15 protein-coding genes are annotated in these 15,236 nt (G+C 71.4%); 6 read left to right on the plus strand and 9 right to left on the minus strand.

Annotation, left to right across the window (positions count from 1 at the left end; genetic code table 11):
- Positions 1–68: 68 nt before the first annotated feature.
- The 3 genes from AB0H75_RS12070 to AB0H75_RS12080 all read right to left on the minus strand — a co-directional run bounded on the left by AB0H75_RS12070 (position 69) and on the right by AB0H75_RS12080 (position 3,959).
- The gene (locus tag AB0H75_RS12070) at positions 69–200 is read right to left on the minus strand and encodes a SapB/AmfS family lanthipeptide (protein ID WP_367794620.1); all 132 of its coding nucleotides are present in this window, start codon (positions 198–200) and stop codon (positions 69–71) included.
- Positions 187–2,742 (minus strand): class III lanthionine synthetase LanKC, encoded by a 2,556-nt coding sequence (gene lanKC, locus AB0H75_RS12075; RefSeq protein ID WP_367794623.1) that lies wholly within the window; start codon positions 2,740–2,742, stop codon positions 187–189. Before lanKC ends, AB0H75_RS12070 begins: the two co-directional genes overlap by 14 nt.
- Positions 2,743–2,876: 134 nt before the next feature.
- Positions 2,877–3,959 carry a sensor histidine kinase gene (locus AB0H75_RS12080; protein WP_367794626.1) on the minus strand — a complete coding sequence of 361 codons (1,083 nt, stop codon included), beginning with the start codon at positions 3,957–3,959 and terminating at the stop codon, positions 2,877–2,879.
- Between the two features lie 257 nt (positions 3,960–4,216).
- Between AB0H75_RS12080 and AB0H75_RS12085 the strand changes: the two genes are divergently transcribed.
- Complete coding sequence (locus AB0H75_RS12085) at positions 4,217–5,188, plus strand: aldo/keto reductase (protein WP_367794629.1); 972 nt, start codon at positions 4,217–4,219, stop codon at positions 5,186–5,188.
- Positions 5,189–5,483: 295 nt separating this feature from the next.
- Here the strand turns inward: AB0H75_RS12085 and AB0H75_RS12090 are convergent, their stop codons facing one another.
- From AB0H75_RS12090 to AB0H75_RS12100, 3 genes are all read right to left on the minus strand, one after another.
- A complete protein-coding gene (locus tag AB0H75_RS12090; RefSeq protein WP_367794632.1) occupies positions 5,484–5,672 on the minus strand; it encodes a hypothetical protein in 189 nt (62 codons plus the stop codon).
- Between the two features lie 65 nt (positions 5,673–5,737).
- Positions 5,738–5,896 carry a hypothetical protein gene (locus AB0H75_RS12095; protein ID WP_367794635.1) on the minus strand — a complete coding sequence of 53 codons (159 nt, stop codon included), beginning with the start codon at positions 5,894–5,896 and terminating at the stop codon, positions 5,738–5,740.
- A 236-nt stretch (positions 5,897–6,132) separates the two neighbouring features.
- Positions 6,133–7,353: a helix-turn-helix domain-containing protein gene (locus AB0H75_RS12100; protein WP_367794638.1), complete on the minus strand. Its 1,221-nt coding sequence runs from the start codon at positions 7,351–7,353 to the stop codon at positions 6,133–6,135.
- Positions 7,354–7,636: 283 nt separating this feature from the next.
- On the opposite strand from AB0H75_RS12100, the gene polX reads away from it, so the two are divergent.
- A complete protein-coding gene (gene polX / locus AB0H75_RS12105; protein WP_367794640.1) occupies positions 7,637–9,322 on the plus strand; it encodes a DNA polymerase/3'-5' exonuclease PolX in 1,686 nt (561 codons plus the stop codon).
- A gap of 53 nt (positions 9,323–9,375) precedes the next feature.
- Here polX and AB0H75_RS12110 read toward each other — a convergent pair whose 3' ends face one another.
- A complete protein-coding gene (locus AB0H75_RS12110; protein ID WP_367794643.1) occupies positions 9,376–9,555 on the minus strand; it encodes a hypothetical protein in 180 nt (59 codons plus the stop codon).
- Here AB0H75_RS12110 and AB0H75_RS12115 point away from each other — a divergent pair.
- On the plus strand, positions 9,550–9,897 hold the full coding sequence (locus AB0H75_RS12115; protein WP_367794646.1) for a TetR/AcrR family transcriptional regulator C-terminal domain-containing protein: 348 nt from the start codon (positions 9,550–9,552) through the stop codon (positions 9,895–9,897). The two genes, AB0H75_RS12110 and AB0H75_RS12115, sit on opposite strands and share 6 nt — an antisense overlap.
- Here the strand turns inward: AB0H75_RS12115 and AB0H75_RS12120 are convergent.
- Positions 9,861–10,928 (minus strand): hypothetical protein, encoded by a 1,068-nt coding sequence (locus AB0H75_RS12120; protein WP_367794649.1) that lies wholly within the window; start codon positions 10,926–10,928, stop codon positions 9,861–9,863. The two genes, AB0H75_RS12115 and AB0H75_RS12120, sit on opposite strands and share 37 nt — an antisense overlap.
- A gap of 97 nt (positions 10,929–11,025) precedes the next feature.
- Between AB0H75_RS12120 and AB0H75_RS12125 the strand changes: the two genes are divergently transcribed.
- Positions 11,026–11,802, plus strand: a complete 777-nt coding sequence (locus tag AB0H75_RS12125; RefSeq protein ID WP_367794652.1) for a hypothetical protein — start codon at positions 11,026–11,028, stop codon at positions 11,800–11,802.
- Positions 11,803–11,828: 26 nt separating this feature from the next.
- On the opposite strand, the gene AB0H75_RS12130 is transcribed toward AB0H75_RS12125, so the two are convergent.
- Positions 11,829–12,575 carry a helix-turn-helix domain-containing protein gene (locus tag AB0H75_RS12130; protein ID WP_367794655.1) on the minus strand — a complete coding sequence of 249 codons (747 nt, stop codon included), beginning with the start codon at positions 12,573–12,575 and terminating at the stop codon, positions 11,829–11,831.
- Positions 12,576–12,842: 267 nt separating this feature from the next.
- On the opposite strand from AB0H75_RS12130, the gene AB0H75_RS12135 reads away from it, so the two are divergent.
- Both AB0H75_RS12135 and AB0H75_RS12140 read left to right on the plus strand, forming a co-directional pair.
- Positions 12,843–13,553 carry an alpha/beta fold hydrolase gene (locus AB0H75_RS12135; protein ID WP_367794658.1) on the plus strand — a complete coding sequence of 237 codons (711 nt, stop codon included), beginning with the start codon at positions 12,843–12,845 and terminating at the stop codon, positions 13,551–13,553.
- A gap of 535 nt (positions 13,554–14,088) precedes the next feature.
- Positions 14,089–15,138 (plus strand): sulfite oxidase, encoded by a 1,050-nt coding sequence (locus AB0H75_RS12140; RefSeq protein WP_367794661.1) that lies wholly within the window; start codon positions 14,089–14,091, stop codon positions 15,136–15,138.
- The last annotated feature ends 98 nt before the right edge of the window (positions 15,139–15,236 follow it).

Raw genomic sequence — 15,236 nt, forward strand, 5'->3', positions numbered from 1 at the left:
CGTAGACGGAGTCCCCGCGCCTCCACGAACGGCGCGGGGACCCTATGTCGTTCCGAATGTCATTCTGCTCAGTGGCAGAGCGCGACACTCAGGTTGCTCGGCGTGTGGCTGCCACACGTCGCGACGGTCAGGCTGCTGCCGCCGCTGGCCACGTCGGTCGCCGACGGAGCCTCCAGACCCTGCAGGTCAAGAAGAACCATGGTGTACACCTCCTTCCTCGGTATCGTCGGGAGCAGGCCGCTCGGGGGATGCGGCCTCCAGGAACGGCAGGTGGGCCCGCTGGTCACCCAGTGCTGCGCAGAGGGCGAAGAGCACCCCCGCCGTTCCGGTCGCGAAATCCATGGACAGGCGCAGCATCTGGTCGCCGGGGAAGGCGAGCCCGTCCCCGTACGGCAGCGCGTGCCACCTGAGCCCCTTGACGAGGTGATCCGCCGAGGGGTCGCGGGCGAGCGCGGCGATGATGCCCGCGCGCCCGGTGAACAGCCCGGACTGGACGAAGAACCGGGAGCGCCCGACCAGCTTCAGCTTGGTCAGCGCGTCGGCCAGCTCCTCGTCGGTCCGGTGGGCGAGGTAGCGCTCCAGCACCGTGGCGATGCCGACGGAGCCCTCGTCGAGGTACGGCAGCAACCGCCAGCCCTGGTTGACCTGGAGCGAGCCGTCGTCGGCGGCCTTGCAGCGGCGCAGGTCCTGCCGCAGCGCGGTGGCCGCGAGGTCGAGCAGCGCGCTGTCGCCGGTGTGCTCGTAGGCCCGCAGGAACAGCAGCGCCGGGCCGGACGAGCCGTACAGGAGCCCGGCTCGCGGGTTGGTGCCGCCGCTGATCTCGGGGACGGGCGTGGCCAGCCGCTCGGCGCACAGCTCCACGGCGCGCAGGGCCTGCTCGGGGTGGCCGAAGCGCAGCAGGTTCAGCCCGATGCCGGCCAGGCCGGAGTAGAGGGCGGACTCACTGCGTTCCCAGTCCTCGCGCAGGCAGATGTCGATGAGGTCGTGCGCGTCCTGGTGGTGGCCGAGCAGGTCCAGCACGTACGCGATGCCGTGCATGCCGTCGTAGAGGCCGAGCCCGGTGCCGGGAGCGGGGTTCAACGCCCGCTCGCGCAGCCATTGCTCGTACTCGGGGAAGGGGCCGAGCCCGGCGGTGTGCAGGGCGAACAGCACGCCGGCGGCGCCGTTGGCGAGGTTGAGCCCGCCGCCGGGGCGGAACTGGTCCACGTCCCCGGGGAAGAGCCGGTCGTCGCGGTGGGGCGTGGCGCTGGCCGTGATGGCGCGGCCCATCGCCTCCCGCAGCTCGGGCCAGGGGGCCTCGCCCGGCATGGGGAGCGGGGCCTCCTCGATGGGGCCGCCCGCGATGGTGGCCACGGCGTCGTCGATCAGCTCGGCGGGCACCGGGAACGTCTCCTTGACGATCTTCCCCAGGTGCGCGACCTTGCCGCGGTGCAGCGGCACCATGACCGTGCACTGCGGGGCGAACAGGCCGAGGCGCAGGCAGGCCATCGCGTACCGGTCCACCTCCACGCCCGTCCGGTCGGCGGGGGCGACGAAGGCGGGGTGCGCGAGGGTGGCCCTGGCGTTGTCCTCGGCGAGCGTGGCGACCTCGTAGTCGATGAGCACCACCCGGCCGCCCTCGGCGAGCAGCACGTTGTCGGGGTGCAGGTCGCCGAAGACGACGCCGCGCTCGTGCAGGGAGGCGATCGCCGCGGTGACGGCTTCCAGGGTCTCGACCGCCCAGCCGGTGTACTCGGCGAGGTCGGCGTCGGTGCAGGTGGCGCGGGTCAGCGGGAAGCGGTGCACGAGGCGCCGCTGCAGGGCCGTGGCGTCGATGAACTCCTGGACGAGGAAGTGGTGCTCGCCGAGGGTGAAGTAGCCGCGCAGCTCGGGGGCGGCGGGCAGGCCCGCCAGCCGGTCCAGGATGTCGCGCTCGTGCTTCAGGCGGGTGACGGCGTCGCGGCCGGCCGTGTCGAGCCCGGCGTGCGGCCTGGCCTCCTTGAGCACGACCCGCTCGCCGGTGACCTTGTCACGGCCGAGGTAGACGCCGCCGCCGTTGGAGAAGTGCAGCACGCTCTCGATCTCGTACGGCAGCCCGAGCGTGGTCACGGCGTTGCGCGCGGCCAGGTGGGGCTCCAGGAAGGCGGGTAACGTGGTCCACGGCGGCACCGAGAACGTGGCGCCGCGCACGTCGGGCACCAGCCGCCCGTCGCCGTCCTCGACGGCCAGCACGCGCTCGCCGGCCTCCGACAGGCAGTGCCGCTCGGCGAAGCCGCCGTACCTGACGAACAGGGGGCCGTCGCCGTAGCGCAGGTCGCTCAGGATGTACGGGCCGCGCACGTCGTGCAGCAGCTCGTCGAGGTCCTTCAGCACGATTTCGAGCTGGGCCTCGTCCCGCGGGTAGACGGTGATGAGCTTGCCGCTGGAGGCGCGGGAGGCGGCCTTGGAGTTCACCATGACGTGCACCGCGGGGCCGCGCAGGAACTTGAACGCGATCCCGCGCGGTACGCAGTAGTCCCAGACGGCGGCGATGGCCTTCTCGGCCTCGTCCACGCGGGCCGAGACGTGGATCTTCCAACCCTGCGCCGGCAGCGGGAGCTCGCCGGTCGGTGCGTAATAGGACCAATGGTCGCCAAGCTCGTGAACCCAATTGTCGGGAAGCGAGCGGCGCACGAAGGAGAAGTCGGCGTCGTCGGCCGTGGTGTGCTCGATCGTGTCGTAGAAACACGGATCTACCAGGCAGTAGAGCTCGTACTTGTCCATCGGGCGGGACCTCCAAGGCGTTGTGCTTACGAGATTGCCGCCCGGGAGGCTTGAGGTCTAGTTACACGCTACACGCGCTCAATATGCCTATTTAAAGTTAATTTGTGAATCCATCACAATACATCGGGAATGGATTATTTCTTTCGTGGGACGTACACGCTGAAGGTGAACTGGCCGGCCCGCGACGACGTCGTCTCCAGCCATCCGCCCAGGCCGGCCATCCGTTCGGCCAGGTTGAGCAGGCCCTGCCCGGCGCCGTCGGGGCGGCGCGAGGTGCGCACGCCGTCGTTACGGAGTGTCAGGCGGATGAGCCGTTCACGCTCCAGGAGATGAATCGAGCACTGGCGGGCCTCGGCGTGCCGCAGGACGTTCGTGACACCTTCACGCAGCGCGTGCGTGAGCGCCTCCTCGGCCTCCTCCGGCAGGTCGCGGCAGGAGACCTTGATCTGGCAGCGCACCCGTGCCGACTCCAGCAGCGCCCGCGCCGAGCTCAGCTCGGCGGCCAGCGCCGAGCTGCGCAGGCCGTGCGCGACCGCCCGGACGTCGGTGGACAGGCTGCGCAGCAGCTCGATGGTCTGCTCCATCTCGGCCCGCGCCTTGTCGTCGTCCCCCTCGTCCACCAGCCGCTGCACGAGCTGCGCCTTCAGCACCAGCACGGTGAGGCGGTGGCCGACCAGGTCGTGCAGGTCGCGGGTGAAGCGGCGGCGCTCCAGCGCCACGGCCCTGCGCATGACGTCGGTACGGGCCTCGGCCAGCCGCTCGGTCCGGTTGGCCAGCGTCACCAGCGCGAACTCCACCAGCCCGGCCAGCGGCCCCACGATCGCCCAGGTCACGTCCACGGCCGAGAGCTGGGGCGCGGCCAGCAGCACCAGCCCGCTGGCGGGCGCGAGCAGCGCCAGCACCGCCGACCTGATCCGGGCCGCCATCACCAGCAGCGCCCCGGCCAGCAGCCCGCTGACCGGCGTCCAGGCCGCGCCGAACACCGGAAGCGGCAGGTACGTCAGCCACGCCTGCACGGCCACGATCCACCACGAGCCGGCGAGCCGCCCGCCCGGGGTCTGCAGGATGAACCAGGCGTGCAGCCCGAGCAGCACGAGCAGCGTGACCGACCCCGGCACGAGCAGCCCGGCCTGCGCCAGCCCGCCCATGACCGGCACCGCCAACGCGGTGCCGCCCGCGACCAGCCCCAGATCGCCCACCCGCCTGGGGGAGGACAAGGCGTCCCCCTTGGAACGTGCCCAAGCGAGGACCCTACGGTGCGCTCTTTCCACCTCACCCCCGCTCCGCGGCCCCACCGTCCCTCGCGCCGCCCGGCCTGCCCACGGGCCGGGCGCGTCGCGAGCACCCCGCTTCCAGTCCCTCTAATCGACCCGATCGCCACCACCGCTGTAAAGGTCATTTCCGCTTTTGGACAAGCCTGACTTTCCGTTCGACACATCGGTTAACCAGTACGTTCACCCATAAGGTGGAGCGTATGGATTACACGCGACTCGGTGACACGGGGTTGAAGGTCTCGCGGCTGTGCCTGGGCATGATGAGCTACGGCGATCCGGCCCGGCAGGAGTGGGCGCTGCCGCAGGAGCAGGCCGAGCCCATCGTCCGGCGGGCGGCCGAGGCGGGCGTGACGTTCTTCGACACCGCCGACGTCTACAGCCGGGGCGAGAGCGAGGTCGTGACCGGGAACGTCCTGCGCTCGATCTTCCCGCGCCGCGAGGACTACGTGCTGGCGACGAAGGTCTACTTCCCGATGAGCCGCCGGCCCAACGACGGGGGCCTGTCGCGCAAGCACATCCTGGCCGGCATCGACGCCTCCCTGCGCCGGCTGGGCACCGACTACGTGGACCTCTACCAGATCCACCGGTGGGACGACGAGACGCCCATCGAGGAGACCATGGAGGCGCTGCACGACGTGGTACGGGCGGGCAAGGCCCGCTACATCGGCGCGTCCAGCATGTGGGCCTGGCAGTTCGCCAAGGCGCAGCACGTGGCCGACCTGAACGGCTGGACGAGGTTCGTGTCCATGCAGCCCCACTACAACCTGCTCTACCGGGAGGAGGAGCGCGAGATGCTCCCCCTCTGCCTGGACCAGGGCGTGGGCGTGATCCCGTGGAGCCCGCTGGCGCGCGGCGTGCTCGCCAGGGCCGGCTCCGGCACCGGCACGACCGCCAGGACCGGCTCGGACGCGCGCATCGAGGCCCTGTACGACCCCGAGAACGACAAGACCATCCTGGACCGGGTGGCGCACGTGGCCGCCGAGCGCGGCCTGCCCGCCGCGCAGGTCGCCCTGGCCTGGGTGCTGCACCAGCCGGCCGTCACCGCCCCCATCGTCGGCGCCACCAAGGACCGGCACGTGGACGACGCGGTGGCGGCGGTCGGGGTGACGCTGTCGGAGGAGGAACTGGCGTCCCTGACCCAGCCGTACCGCCCGCGCGAGGTCCGCTTCTGACCCTTCCGGACCATCCGGGCGGCAAAACGGCCGTCCGGACGCCGGATCGCGGCCCGGGGCCGATCCCTGCGTGAGCACCAACTCCGCCCATAGCTGGACATACAGGGCGGGAGCACCCTTCTTCGGATCAGCCGGCCTGCTACGGAAGTGAGCACGAAAGCACCAGATCCGCCGGTCTCGGAGCTGGGCTCAGGCCCGGGAGCGGCAGCAGCGGGGCCGCGTCGCGTCTCCGGCTTTTTTGACGGAGCCGCAAAGGGAACACCCTTGTCGCCATCAGCGCACGCGAAGAGGCGTACTAATCGCTCCGGGTTCTGCCGGGGAGCTGGACCAGATCGCCCCAATGGAACGTCCAGCGTCGTATCCCGTTCGGCAGATCATGCTCTGGTCCGTCGAGCTTGACGACAGCGAGACGGCCGTCACGCATTACGGCGAGCACCAGGCCGGTGTGACCGACCATCAGCGGTCCGAACACGCGCGTCGTCATCGGGCTGTGCTCCATGCTGAAGACCCGCACGTGACATCCCGACATCCGCCACAGGCTCCGAGCCTTCACGCGGCCCTCGGACCCTGGGTGAGCCCGAGTTCGACGTGCGCCTCGCGCATGAGCTCGCGCAACTCCCCGACGCCGTCGGCGTCCAGGACGAGCGGATGCGGGGAGGACCAGGCGGCTATGGCGTAGAAGCGCCGCGTGTACGGTCCGTAGAACACGACCCAGCCGGGTTCGGAGCAGTCCAGCTCCCGAGCAGCGCGCCTCTGGTCGGGATCCCAGTTCCGGGATCGCGCCGACGGCGGGTGATCGTGTGTGCTCGTATCGCCGGTTGACGTCGTACCCCGTCCCATCCGTCCTCCAAGGTCACCAGCGCTCTCTCACCGGGACCGTAGAGACGGGAAAGGGGACTGATGTGCACGCTCTGTGCACATCAGCCCCCTTGACAGACTGTCGTCTACATGCCCATGCGCTCGGTCAGCAGACGCAACGACTCCGGAGGATGCCGGTAGCCACGCTGAAGCTGGCGCACGGTCTCCCTGGCGGAGGGATGGAAACGGGTCATCTGCGGAGCGACACGTTCGGCGTGCAGCACTCGCTTGAGCGACCTGTCGTGATCGCCGGCGCACAGGTGGGCACGAGACATGTCGAGGTCGTGATGCGCCCGCCGTTCGCCGCCGACGCTCTGTTGTCCTGGATCCAGTTCGCGGTCCAGCCTGATCGCCTCGTCGATGTCGCCCAGCTCGACGGCGACCGCGCAGCCGTGGATGGCGGCGTTCTGCGGGTTCATCTGGAGCCCGTACGGGTCGCGTCGGTCTCGGGGGCTGATCCGAGCCGCAGCCTCTGCGGCTATGCCGTGATGCTCCCAGGCTTCCGGTTCCCTACCGGCTCGCGCAGCGGCGATGGCGGCGCTGAGGTGAAGGGAGCCGAAGACCTCGGTGGAGACCGGGTTGTTCTGGTCGATCTTGGCGGCGGCCTTTCCGATCACCTTGAGGGACACATCCCATGCGCCGAGCGTCATCAGCAACCGCGCCCTGCCGAGCGAGACCAGACAGGGAAGGTGCTCGTCCTCGGCACGCTGCGCGGAGACGGAGGTCCGCTCGACGATGACCTGAGCGAGGTCGTTGTAGCCCAACCGGCGTGCCAGTGAACCGGCCAAAGCTTGGGCCCGGTTGAGCATGCGCCATGCCCGTGTGGCATCCGTCTCCATGACGTGGACGGTCAGTTCCTCCAGGACGGCGGGCAGACGAGCACCGAGACGGACATGGGACGCGGCTTCCTGGAGCTTGCGCAACTCGGCTATTTCGCTGCGCAACTCGTCCAGCGTCCGGGGAGGCGTGTCGAGTTCGGGCGCGATATCCACGTACGCCAAGGCCATCCGGATCGGCGGAATCGTCGCGTGTACAGCGTCGCTGTCTTTGTCCTTACCCCGGTACGGCTGGCCGTTGATCTCCGCTGGATCCACGGCGCACGCTCTCGCGACCGCGGCGACCAGCGACGGAGTGGCGGGTTTCGCTCCTGTCTCGACTTTGGCGAGCAGGCTGCGTGACACGTTCGCCCGCATGGCCAGGCCCTCTTGGGTGAATCCTCGAAGGTGTCGCACTCTCGCTATCCGGATACCCGTGTGTTCACTGTGAGGAGTGGTCGCCGGTTCGGGATTCCAGTCAAATCCGGCCATATGCCTTCCCCTTTTCCGGTTACGCGACTTCTCCACGATAAAGCGTTCACGCAGCTCAGAGAGGTGAGTTCTTGGGACCGTCCACCTGGCCCTCGCCCGAGCGTGATCGTCCGATGCCCGCTCGTGTCCCGGTGGAGCCCCTGGCCTCTGATACTCCGCGCGCCTCGCGATCACGGCTCTGACCCGCGCGGGCGACGGCGCTGCCCGGCAGCGGCCCGGCGCCGGCGGGCCGGGGCGAGTGCGGCCAGGGTTACTTGTCGGTGCGAACCCCTAGGGTATGGGCATGCGGGCGAATGAGGAGGCGGCGTCGGCGCTGCAGGAGTACGCGGAGCTGTTCGCGCTCTGCGGCGGCGACGCCTTCCGGGTGCGGAGCTACCAGAAGGCGGCCAAGGCCATCGCCGGGTTCCCCGAGGACATCTCGGTGGTCGACGTGCGCTCCGTCCCCGGTGTCGGCGAGGCGATCGCCAAGAAGATGGAGGAGTTCCTCCAGCGGGGGAGCTTCCGGCAGCTCGACGAGCTGCGGGGGCGGGTGCCCGAGGGCGTGCGCAGGCTGACGCGGGTGCCGAGCCTGGGGCCGAAGACGGCGATCATGTTGTTCGAGGAATACGGCATCGACTCCCCCGACGCGCTGCGCGAGGCCATCGCGGGAGGCCGGCTGGAGGGCGTCAAGGGCCTCGGCCCGAAGACGCTGGCCAACCTGCTCAAGGGCGTGGAGCAACTGGAGCAGTCCGGCCGGCGGGTGCACATCGGGGTGGCCATGTCGCTGGCCGAGCAGGTGATGGCGTCGCTGACGGCCGAGCGCATCGCGTACGCGGGGTCGCTGCGGCGGATGAAGGACACGATCGGCGACATCGACATCCTGGCGGTCGCGCCCGAGTCGATCATGGAGGAGTTCCGCGCGCGGCCGTACGTCGCGGAGGTGATCGCCGCCGGCGACAAGAAGACCTCGGTACGCACCACGTCCGGCCTCCAGGTCGATCTGCGGCGCATCCCCGCGGAGTCGTGGGGCGCGGCCATGCAGTACTTCACCGGCTCCAAGGAGCACAACGTGGCCGTCAGGGAGATGGCGGTGAAGAAGGGGTGGAAGCTGTCGGAGTACGGCCTGTTCGAGGGCGAGCGGGTGATCGCGGCCGAGTCGGAGGAGGCCATCTACGACGCGCTCGGCATGCAGTACGTCCCGCCGCCGATGCGGGAGGACGGCGGCGAGGTCGGGGCGGCGCTGCGGGGCGAGCTGCCGGCGCTGGTGGAGCTGGCCGACCTCAAGGGCGACCTGCACACGCACACCGACCTGACCGACGGCATCGCCTCGCTCGACGACATGGTGGCCGCCGCGCGCGCCCGCGGTTACGCCTACTACGCGGTGACCGATCACGCGCCCGACCTGACGATGCAGCGGATGACGCTGGACAAGGCGCTGGAGCAGCGGGAGCAGCTCGCCCGCCTCCAGGAGAAATATCCGGACATGCGGCTGCTGCACGGCTCCGAGCTCAACATCGCCCCCGACGGGTCGGTCGACTGGCCCGGGGAGGTGCTGCGGGAGTTCGACGTGTGCGTGGCCTCGGTCCACTCGCACTTCACGATGTCGCGGGAGGAGATGACCCGCCGTTTCATCACCGCCTGCGAGAACCCGTACGTCAACGTCATCGGCCACCCCACCACCCGCAAGATCGGCAAGCGGGAGCCGGTGGACGCCGACTGGGACGCCGTCTTCCGCGCCGCCGCGCGCACGGGCACCGCGATGGAGATCGACTCCTACCCCGACCGCTCCGACCTGCCCTCCGACCTGGTGCGGCTGGCCAAGCACCACGGGGTGAAGTTTTCCATCGACAGCGACTCGCACGCGATCCCGCACCTGGCGCACCAGCGCTTCGGCGTGGGTATCGCGCAGCGGGCGTGGCTGACCCCCGACGACGTCATCAACACCTGGCCCCTGGAGCGCCTGCTGGGCTTCCTGGGCCGTTCCCGGTGACCCGGGCCGGGGCGGGTTCCGCGGGGCCGCCCGCCCCGCTCCGGCCGTGACCCTCAGGCCGCTTCGGGCCAGTCCCACCCGAGCTGGAAGAACAACCCCAGCCGGTCGCTGACCGCCCGGATCTCGCTGATCCTGCCGTTCCTCACCGTGAGGACGAAGATCGCCTCGATCGCGAAGCCCTTCCCGGCCGGCTCGGGCTCATCGACCGCGTCCTGTCCCGGGCCCAGGTGCATCCGGAGGGCCCGTGGCCGGCGTGGGCACGCGACTTCGCCGTCTCGTTCCGCTCGGCCCTCCTCGCCCACCCCGCCCTGCTCCCGCTCCTGGCCACCCGCCCGGTCACCACCCCCGGCGGCCTGCGGACGGTGGAACGCGCCGCCAGGGCGCTCACCGACGAGGGCTTCACCCCCACCGAAGCCCTGCACGTGATCACGACGATCGGCACCTTCGCGATCGGGCAGGTCCTGGCCGAGGCAGGCAGCACCCCCGGCCACAGCGCCCCCGCCGGACCGGCCGGTGAGACCCGCGTGGCGGGCCGGGGTCAGCAGGCGCCGTGCGCGGCGGCGAAGGCCGGGTAGCACGGCAGCTCGGGGACGTCCCATTCCGCGGTGGTCTCCAGGCACGCCCGCACGACCTGGCGCACGGCGGCGAGCCCGTCGCCCGCGCCGTCGAGGTCCTCCAGCAGCCGCGTCCACCGGTGACGCAGCAACTGCCGCTCGGTCGGCACCGGCGTCCGGACGGAGTGCATGGGCCCGTCCTTCTCGCGTGCCCGCGGCAGGAGCACCAGCGTCATGAAGATCGTCCAGGTCGCCGCGGCGCGGCGTACCCCGTCTTCCCAGACGCGGTCGTCCCCCAGCTCGGGGTGCACGGCGACGACCTCCTCGCGGTAGGCGCGCTCGACCTCGGCCCGCACCCCGGACGGCAGCCGGAACACGCACCAGCAGGTCGAGAACGGCATCCGCACGTAGGCCGCGTCGAGGAAGGCCGAATGGTAGCCGGCGCCCTCGAAGTCGAGCACCCGCAGCCCGTCCGCCGTCAGCAGGTTGTTGTCCGGGCAGATGTCCCCGGGGGAGAACACCGCGTACCGGTCGCCGTCGGCCTCCAGCTCCGCCAGCTCGCCGGCCAGCCCGGCCGGCACGACGGGCAGCACCTCCAGCGCGTTGCCGGCGTGCCGGAGGGGCCGCCACCGCGCGCCGCCCGCGGCGTGGACGGCATGGGCCCGCTCCCACTCCCGCCGCCGCCCCGCCCCGGCCACCGCGATGCGCCCGTAGGTGCGCGCCCACGCGAGCAGCCCCTCCCTCGCCGCCCGCGCCGACTCCCCCAGCAGCACGTCGGCCAGGCTGGGACCGCTGCCGAGATCGGACATGACGACCAGCGGGAACGACGGGTCCACGGCCAGCAGCCGCGGCCCGTACCCGCCGCCGAACGGCAACCCGGCCGCCTCCGCCGCGAACCCCACGGCGTCCCGGTACGCCTTGACGACGACCGTGCCGCCGTCCTCGCCTGCCCTGCACCGCAGGACGCTGCTCCGCGCGCTCCCGCCCAGATCGACCGGCCGGTCGAGACTCCGCCCCAGGACCGCGGAGGCCGCCGCCAGGATGTTCTCCACGCCCCGACACCCTAGCCCGAGCCGGCGGTGCCTCTCACCCGGGTTTCCGATCAACCCGTGGGTTGACAGACCTCGGGCGGATGTGTCCCTCCGCGAAATGCGGAAGAGTGTCCCCGCCGGCTCCCCGCCGCACCACCTGCTCATCCCGGAGGCCCCCGTGCGCAAGAGATCCCGTCGGCTGTGGGCGCGCCTCGCCGCGGCTGTGGCGGTGCTGCTCGTGGCCGCCGTGGCCGGGGTCGCCCTGGCCTTCCCGTCCGTGGCCGCCACCACCTGTCCCGGCTGTTACGGCCTGACCGAGCTGGAGGAGGGCGTCTACACCGAGCCCGGTCTCACCGGCGCTCAGCGCGCCCAGGTGACCGAGGCGGTCGCCCAGGCCCGCCGGCTGGTCACCGGCTTCTACGGCGCCCGCCGCACCAGCCCCGACCTCCTCGTGTGCCTGACCGACGCCTGCTACCGGCGCATCGGCGGCGGCGGGGAGCGCGGCATCGCCATCCTCAACCGGGCGGTGATGTTGTCCCCGCGCGGCGCCAACCCGGTGATCGCCGCGCACGAGATGTCCCACGTCGAGCTGCACGCCCGCCTCCCCGACGCCGATGCGGTCCCGCACTGGTTCGACGAGGGCCTGGCCGTCGTGGTCTCCAACGACTCCCGCTACCTGGCCGCCCCCTCGGCCCCCGACCGCTGCCTGGTCGAGCCGACGGGTCCGCTCCCGGCCACGCTCGACGAGTGGTTAGCCGCGGGCGCCGCCGACCCGCACCTCTACGCCAAGTCCGCCTGCCGGGCCAGCCGCTGGCTGCGTGCCCACGGCGACCGCGCCGGCCTGCTCGCCCAGCTCGAACGCCTCCACGCGGGCGAACGTCTCCCCGATTCGTAGGGGCCGCTCCCGGGCTCGGGCACGGCTCACTCCGAGGGCCTGACCACCGCCGGGGGCCGGGGCGGGCGGGCGGTGGCCCGGCGGCCGGCCTGATAGCGGCCCGGGGTCGTCCCGATGATGCCGGTGAACGCCGCGATGAAGCTGCTGGGGTTGGCCCATCCGCAGGCGTAGGCGGTGCGGGTGGCGTCATGGCCGTCGGCGAGGAGCACGAGCGCGTGGTAGATGCGTAGCTGCGTGCGCCACTCGTAGAAGGTCATGCCGAGTTCGTGGCGGAAGAGCCGGCTGAGGGTGCGGGTGCTGGCTCCGATCGTCCTGCCGAGCTCGGCCAGCGTGGTGTTGTCCGCCGGGTTCTCGTACAACATCCGGGCGACGGCCTGCAGCCGGTCGTCCTGCGGCTCCGGCAGGTGCAGGGGCTGTTCGGGTGTTTCGCGAAGCTCGTCGACGAGGACTCGAAGAATGCGGGAGCGCGCGGAGCGGCTGTAGCCGGGCGCGGCGACGTCGTAGGTGCGGGGGCCGGTCAGAGCGAGCAGGGCCTCACGGGCGAGGCCGGAGGCCAGGAACACCACGGGGTGGTCCGGGACGCGCCGGGCGAGGGAGGGCGGGAGGAAGACGATCCGCATGTCGGTGTCGCCGTGGGCGCGGTGGTAGTGCGTGAACCCGGCGGGGGTCCAGGCGACCCGGTCGGCGGGGACGATCGACGTGCCGCGCTCGGTGTGAACCGTCAGGACGCCGCCGGCCGCGTACACCAGATGCCCTCGCGCGTGTGACTGCACAGGGCTTGTCTCGCCGGAGGGCCACAGGTGGCGCCCGCCGGACGGCCATGTGTGCGACGTCACGCCGGGGGCCGGAGGAGCTTGGCGGCGAACGGGCATCGCTTGGCATCTTATCGGTGGTCGGCCACGCCTGGAGGCGGCGAGACTGACTGACGCCAAGTGGTCCCCGGTCGCGCGGAGCGCCCGGCCTGACCGCAGGTCGTGGAGGCGGCACGCCTCGACGACGGGATCGATCGGAGAGATCGATCGGAGAGAAGGAGAAAGCGTATGGCGACGTTCGTCCTCGTGCCCGGTGGCTGGCACGGCTCCTGGGCGTTCGACGCGGTGGTTCCGTTGCTGGAGCGTGCCGGTCATGCCGTTCACGCCCTGACGCTGACCGGTCTGCGGCCGTACGACGACGAGGCGACGGTCGCGACCGCCAACCTCGACACACACGCCGGCGACGTGTTGCGGCTCCTCGATCGTGCCCACGTCACCCGCGCGACGCTGGTCGGCCACAGCTACGGCGGGATGGTGATCGCCGCGGCCGCCGACCGCGCCGGCGGCCGGGTCGCACGGCTGGTGCACCTCGACGCCTACGTGCCGCGCGACGGCGAGTCGTGCTGGTCGTCGACCACCGAGCGTTACCGGGAGGCGTTCGCCGCCGGCGCCGCGAGCACCGGCTACGCCGTCCGCCCGCCGGACGGCGGCGATCCCCGCCGCCGCCCCCATCCCCTCGCCTCGTTCCTGCAGGCGATCCGGCTCACCGGGGCGTTCGCCCGGGTCCCCCGCCGGGAGTTCGTCTACTGCTCGGGATGGGAGGACCGGACGCCGTTCGCGGAGCTGCGCACCCGGCTCCAGGCCGATCCCCAGTGGCAGGTGCACGACCTCCCGACCGGCCACAACGCCATGCGCGAGGCCCCGGAGGCGGTCGCCGCGCTGCTGCTCGGCGACCGCCTCTCCGAGGCGCCGGCGCACAACCGGCGGGCATGCCGTTAGGACCGGCGGGCATGCCGTTAGAGCCGGCGGGCACGCCGTTAGGACCGGCGGGCATGCCGTTAGGACCGGCGACCGGCCCGGTTCGCCCCGGCGACCGGCTCGATCTGACCGGATCGGCCAATCGGCCAGGTTCACCCGGCTCGATGCGCGCCCGGTGGTCCCGAAGTCATCGGGCAGCGGCCGGGCCCGGATCGTGCGAGGCCGCCGCCGTTGCCGCCGCGATCTGGGGGTATGGGGACCGTTGCACCGTCTCGGCCTGGAACGCGAGCACCGGCCGCCGTTCCGGAACGGCCCGCGCCCCGCGGGTCGCGGCCCCGCAGGACGGCCACGGCTCTCCGCGACGAGGCCGGACCGCCTCGCGACGCCGGCCCGCGTGATGGCCCACGCGCCGGCCTGAGCCCGTACGGCGCCGAGCCTTCGGGCCCTCCGGCGGGGCGGCTCAGGGGCTGGGTTCGGCAAAGAAGCTGGCCAGAGAGTGGCGGAAGGAGATTAAATGGTTTACAGGTAGGGAATACCGAGTAATGAGGTGAGGGCCATGCAGAACGCCACGGCGACCATCCTGAAGCCCCTGCCCGACGACCTCTTCAAGCTGCACGGCGACAACGCCGAGATGCGCTGGGAGGCCATGTCGGGGCAGGGATACCACACCCCGACCGACCGGTTCTTCGTCCGCAACCACACCCACACGCCGCTCATCGACACCACCACCTGGCGCCTGCGCCTCCACGGCCCCGGAATCCGATGTCCGCGCGAGCTGAGCTACGACGAGCTGCGCGCCATGCCCTCACGGACGTACGACGTGGCGATCGAGTGCGCGGGCAACGGGCGCCGGTTCTACGACCGCCAGCAGCACGCCGCCGCGCCGGGGACGCAGTGGGGGCTGGGCGCGATCGGGGTGGCCCGCTGGCGCGGCGTGCCGCTGAAGCACCTCCTCAAGGAGGCGGGGCTGCGGCCCGACGCCGTGGACGTGGTGCCATCCGGCCTGGACGCGCCGTTCGAGGGCTACGGCCACGTACGCCGCCCGCTGCCGGTCCGCAAGGCGATGGACGACGTGCTCGTGGCGTACGAGATGAACGGCGAGCGGCTGCCTCCGGACCACGGATTCCCGGCACGGCTGGTGGTCCCGGGATGGGTGGGAATAGCGTCGATCAAATGGCTCGGCGACATAGAGGTCTCGACGAGCAAAATCCTGACCCCCTGGAACACCGTCTTTTACCCGGAGGTCACCACGCAACCGGTGAAGAGCGCGTTCGAGCTCGCCTGGAATGCGTTGCTGCGGATCGCCGGCAATCCCCTGGTCCTGCACGGGCGGTCCTGGTCGGGGCGGGGCAGGATCGTCCGGGTCGAGGTCAGCTTCGACGGCGGGCTCACCTGGCGCGAGGCCGAGCACCACGGACACCGCCTGGTCAGCGCCTGGTTGCCGTGGCACATCACCTGGGCTCCCCGGCGGCCGGGCAGCTACGTCCTCATGGCCAGGGCGACCGACGAGACGGGCGCCACGCAGCCGCTGGTGATCCCCCGGCATCCCCTCGGCTACAACTTCGACGCCGTGGTAAGGCATCCGGTCCAGGTCGTCATCGGTTAGGAAATTGTCACGGACCAAAGCTGAGCTGGTGATTCGCCATAAGCGTCCGGGGAGCCGGTGAATTCATCTGGAAGACTCTGCCGGAAACCTTCCGGAAA

The organism is Nonomuraea sp. NPDC050783, assembly GCF_040802095.1.
GTDB lineage: Bacteria > Actinomycetota > Actinomycetes > Streptosporangiales > Streptosporangiaceae > Nonomuraea.

Bases quoted from the DNA above. Each gene is read 5' to 3' on its own strand.
- AB0H75_RS12140 (WP_367794661.1), top strand. From the start codon at position 14,089: ATGCAGAACGCCACGGCGACCATCCTGAAGCCCCTGCCCGACGACCTC.
- AB0H75_RS12100 (WP_367794638.1), bottom strand. From the start codon at position 7,353: ATGGCCGGATTTGACTGGAATCCCGAACCGGCGACCACTCCTCACAGT.
- polX (WP_367794640.1), top strand. From the start codon at position 7,637: ATGCGGGCGAATGAGGAGGCGGCGTCGGCGCTGCAGGAGTACGCGGAG.
- AB0H75_RS12085 (WP_367794629.1), top strand. From the start codon at position 4,217: ATGGATTACACGCGACTCGGTGACACGGGGTTGAAGGTCTCGCGGCTG.
- AB0H75_RS12135 (WP_367794658.1), top strand. From the start codon at position 12,843: ATGGCGACGTTCGTCCTCGTGCCCGGTGGCTGGCACGGCTCCTGGGCG.
- AB0H75_RS12070 (WP_367794620.1), bottom strand. From the start codon at position 200: ATGGTTCTTCTTGACCTGCAGGGTCTGGAGGCTCCGTCGGCGACCGAC.
- lanKC (WP_367794623.1), bottom strand. From the start codon at position 2,742: ATGGACAAGTACGAGCTCTACTGCCTGGTAGATCCGTGTTTCTACGAC.
- AB0H75_RS12110 (WP_367794643.1), bottom strand. From the start codon at position 9,555: ATGCACCTGGGCCCGGGACAGGACGCGGTCGATGAGCCCGAGCCGGCC.
- AB0H75_RS12125 (WP_367794652.1), top strand. From the start codon at position 11,026: ATGCGGAAGAGTGTCCCCGCCGGCTCCCCGCCGCACCACCTGCTCATC.
- AB0H75_RS12090 (WP_367794632.1), bottom strand. From the start codon at position 5,672: ATGACGACGCGCGTGTTCGGACCGCTGATGGTCGGTCACACCGGCCTG.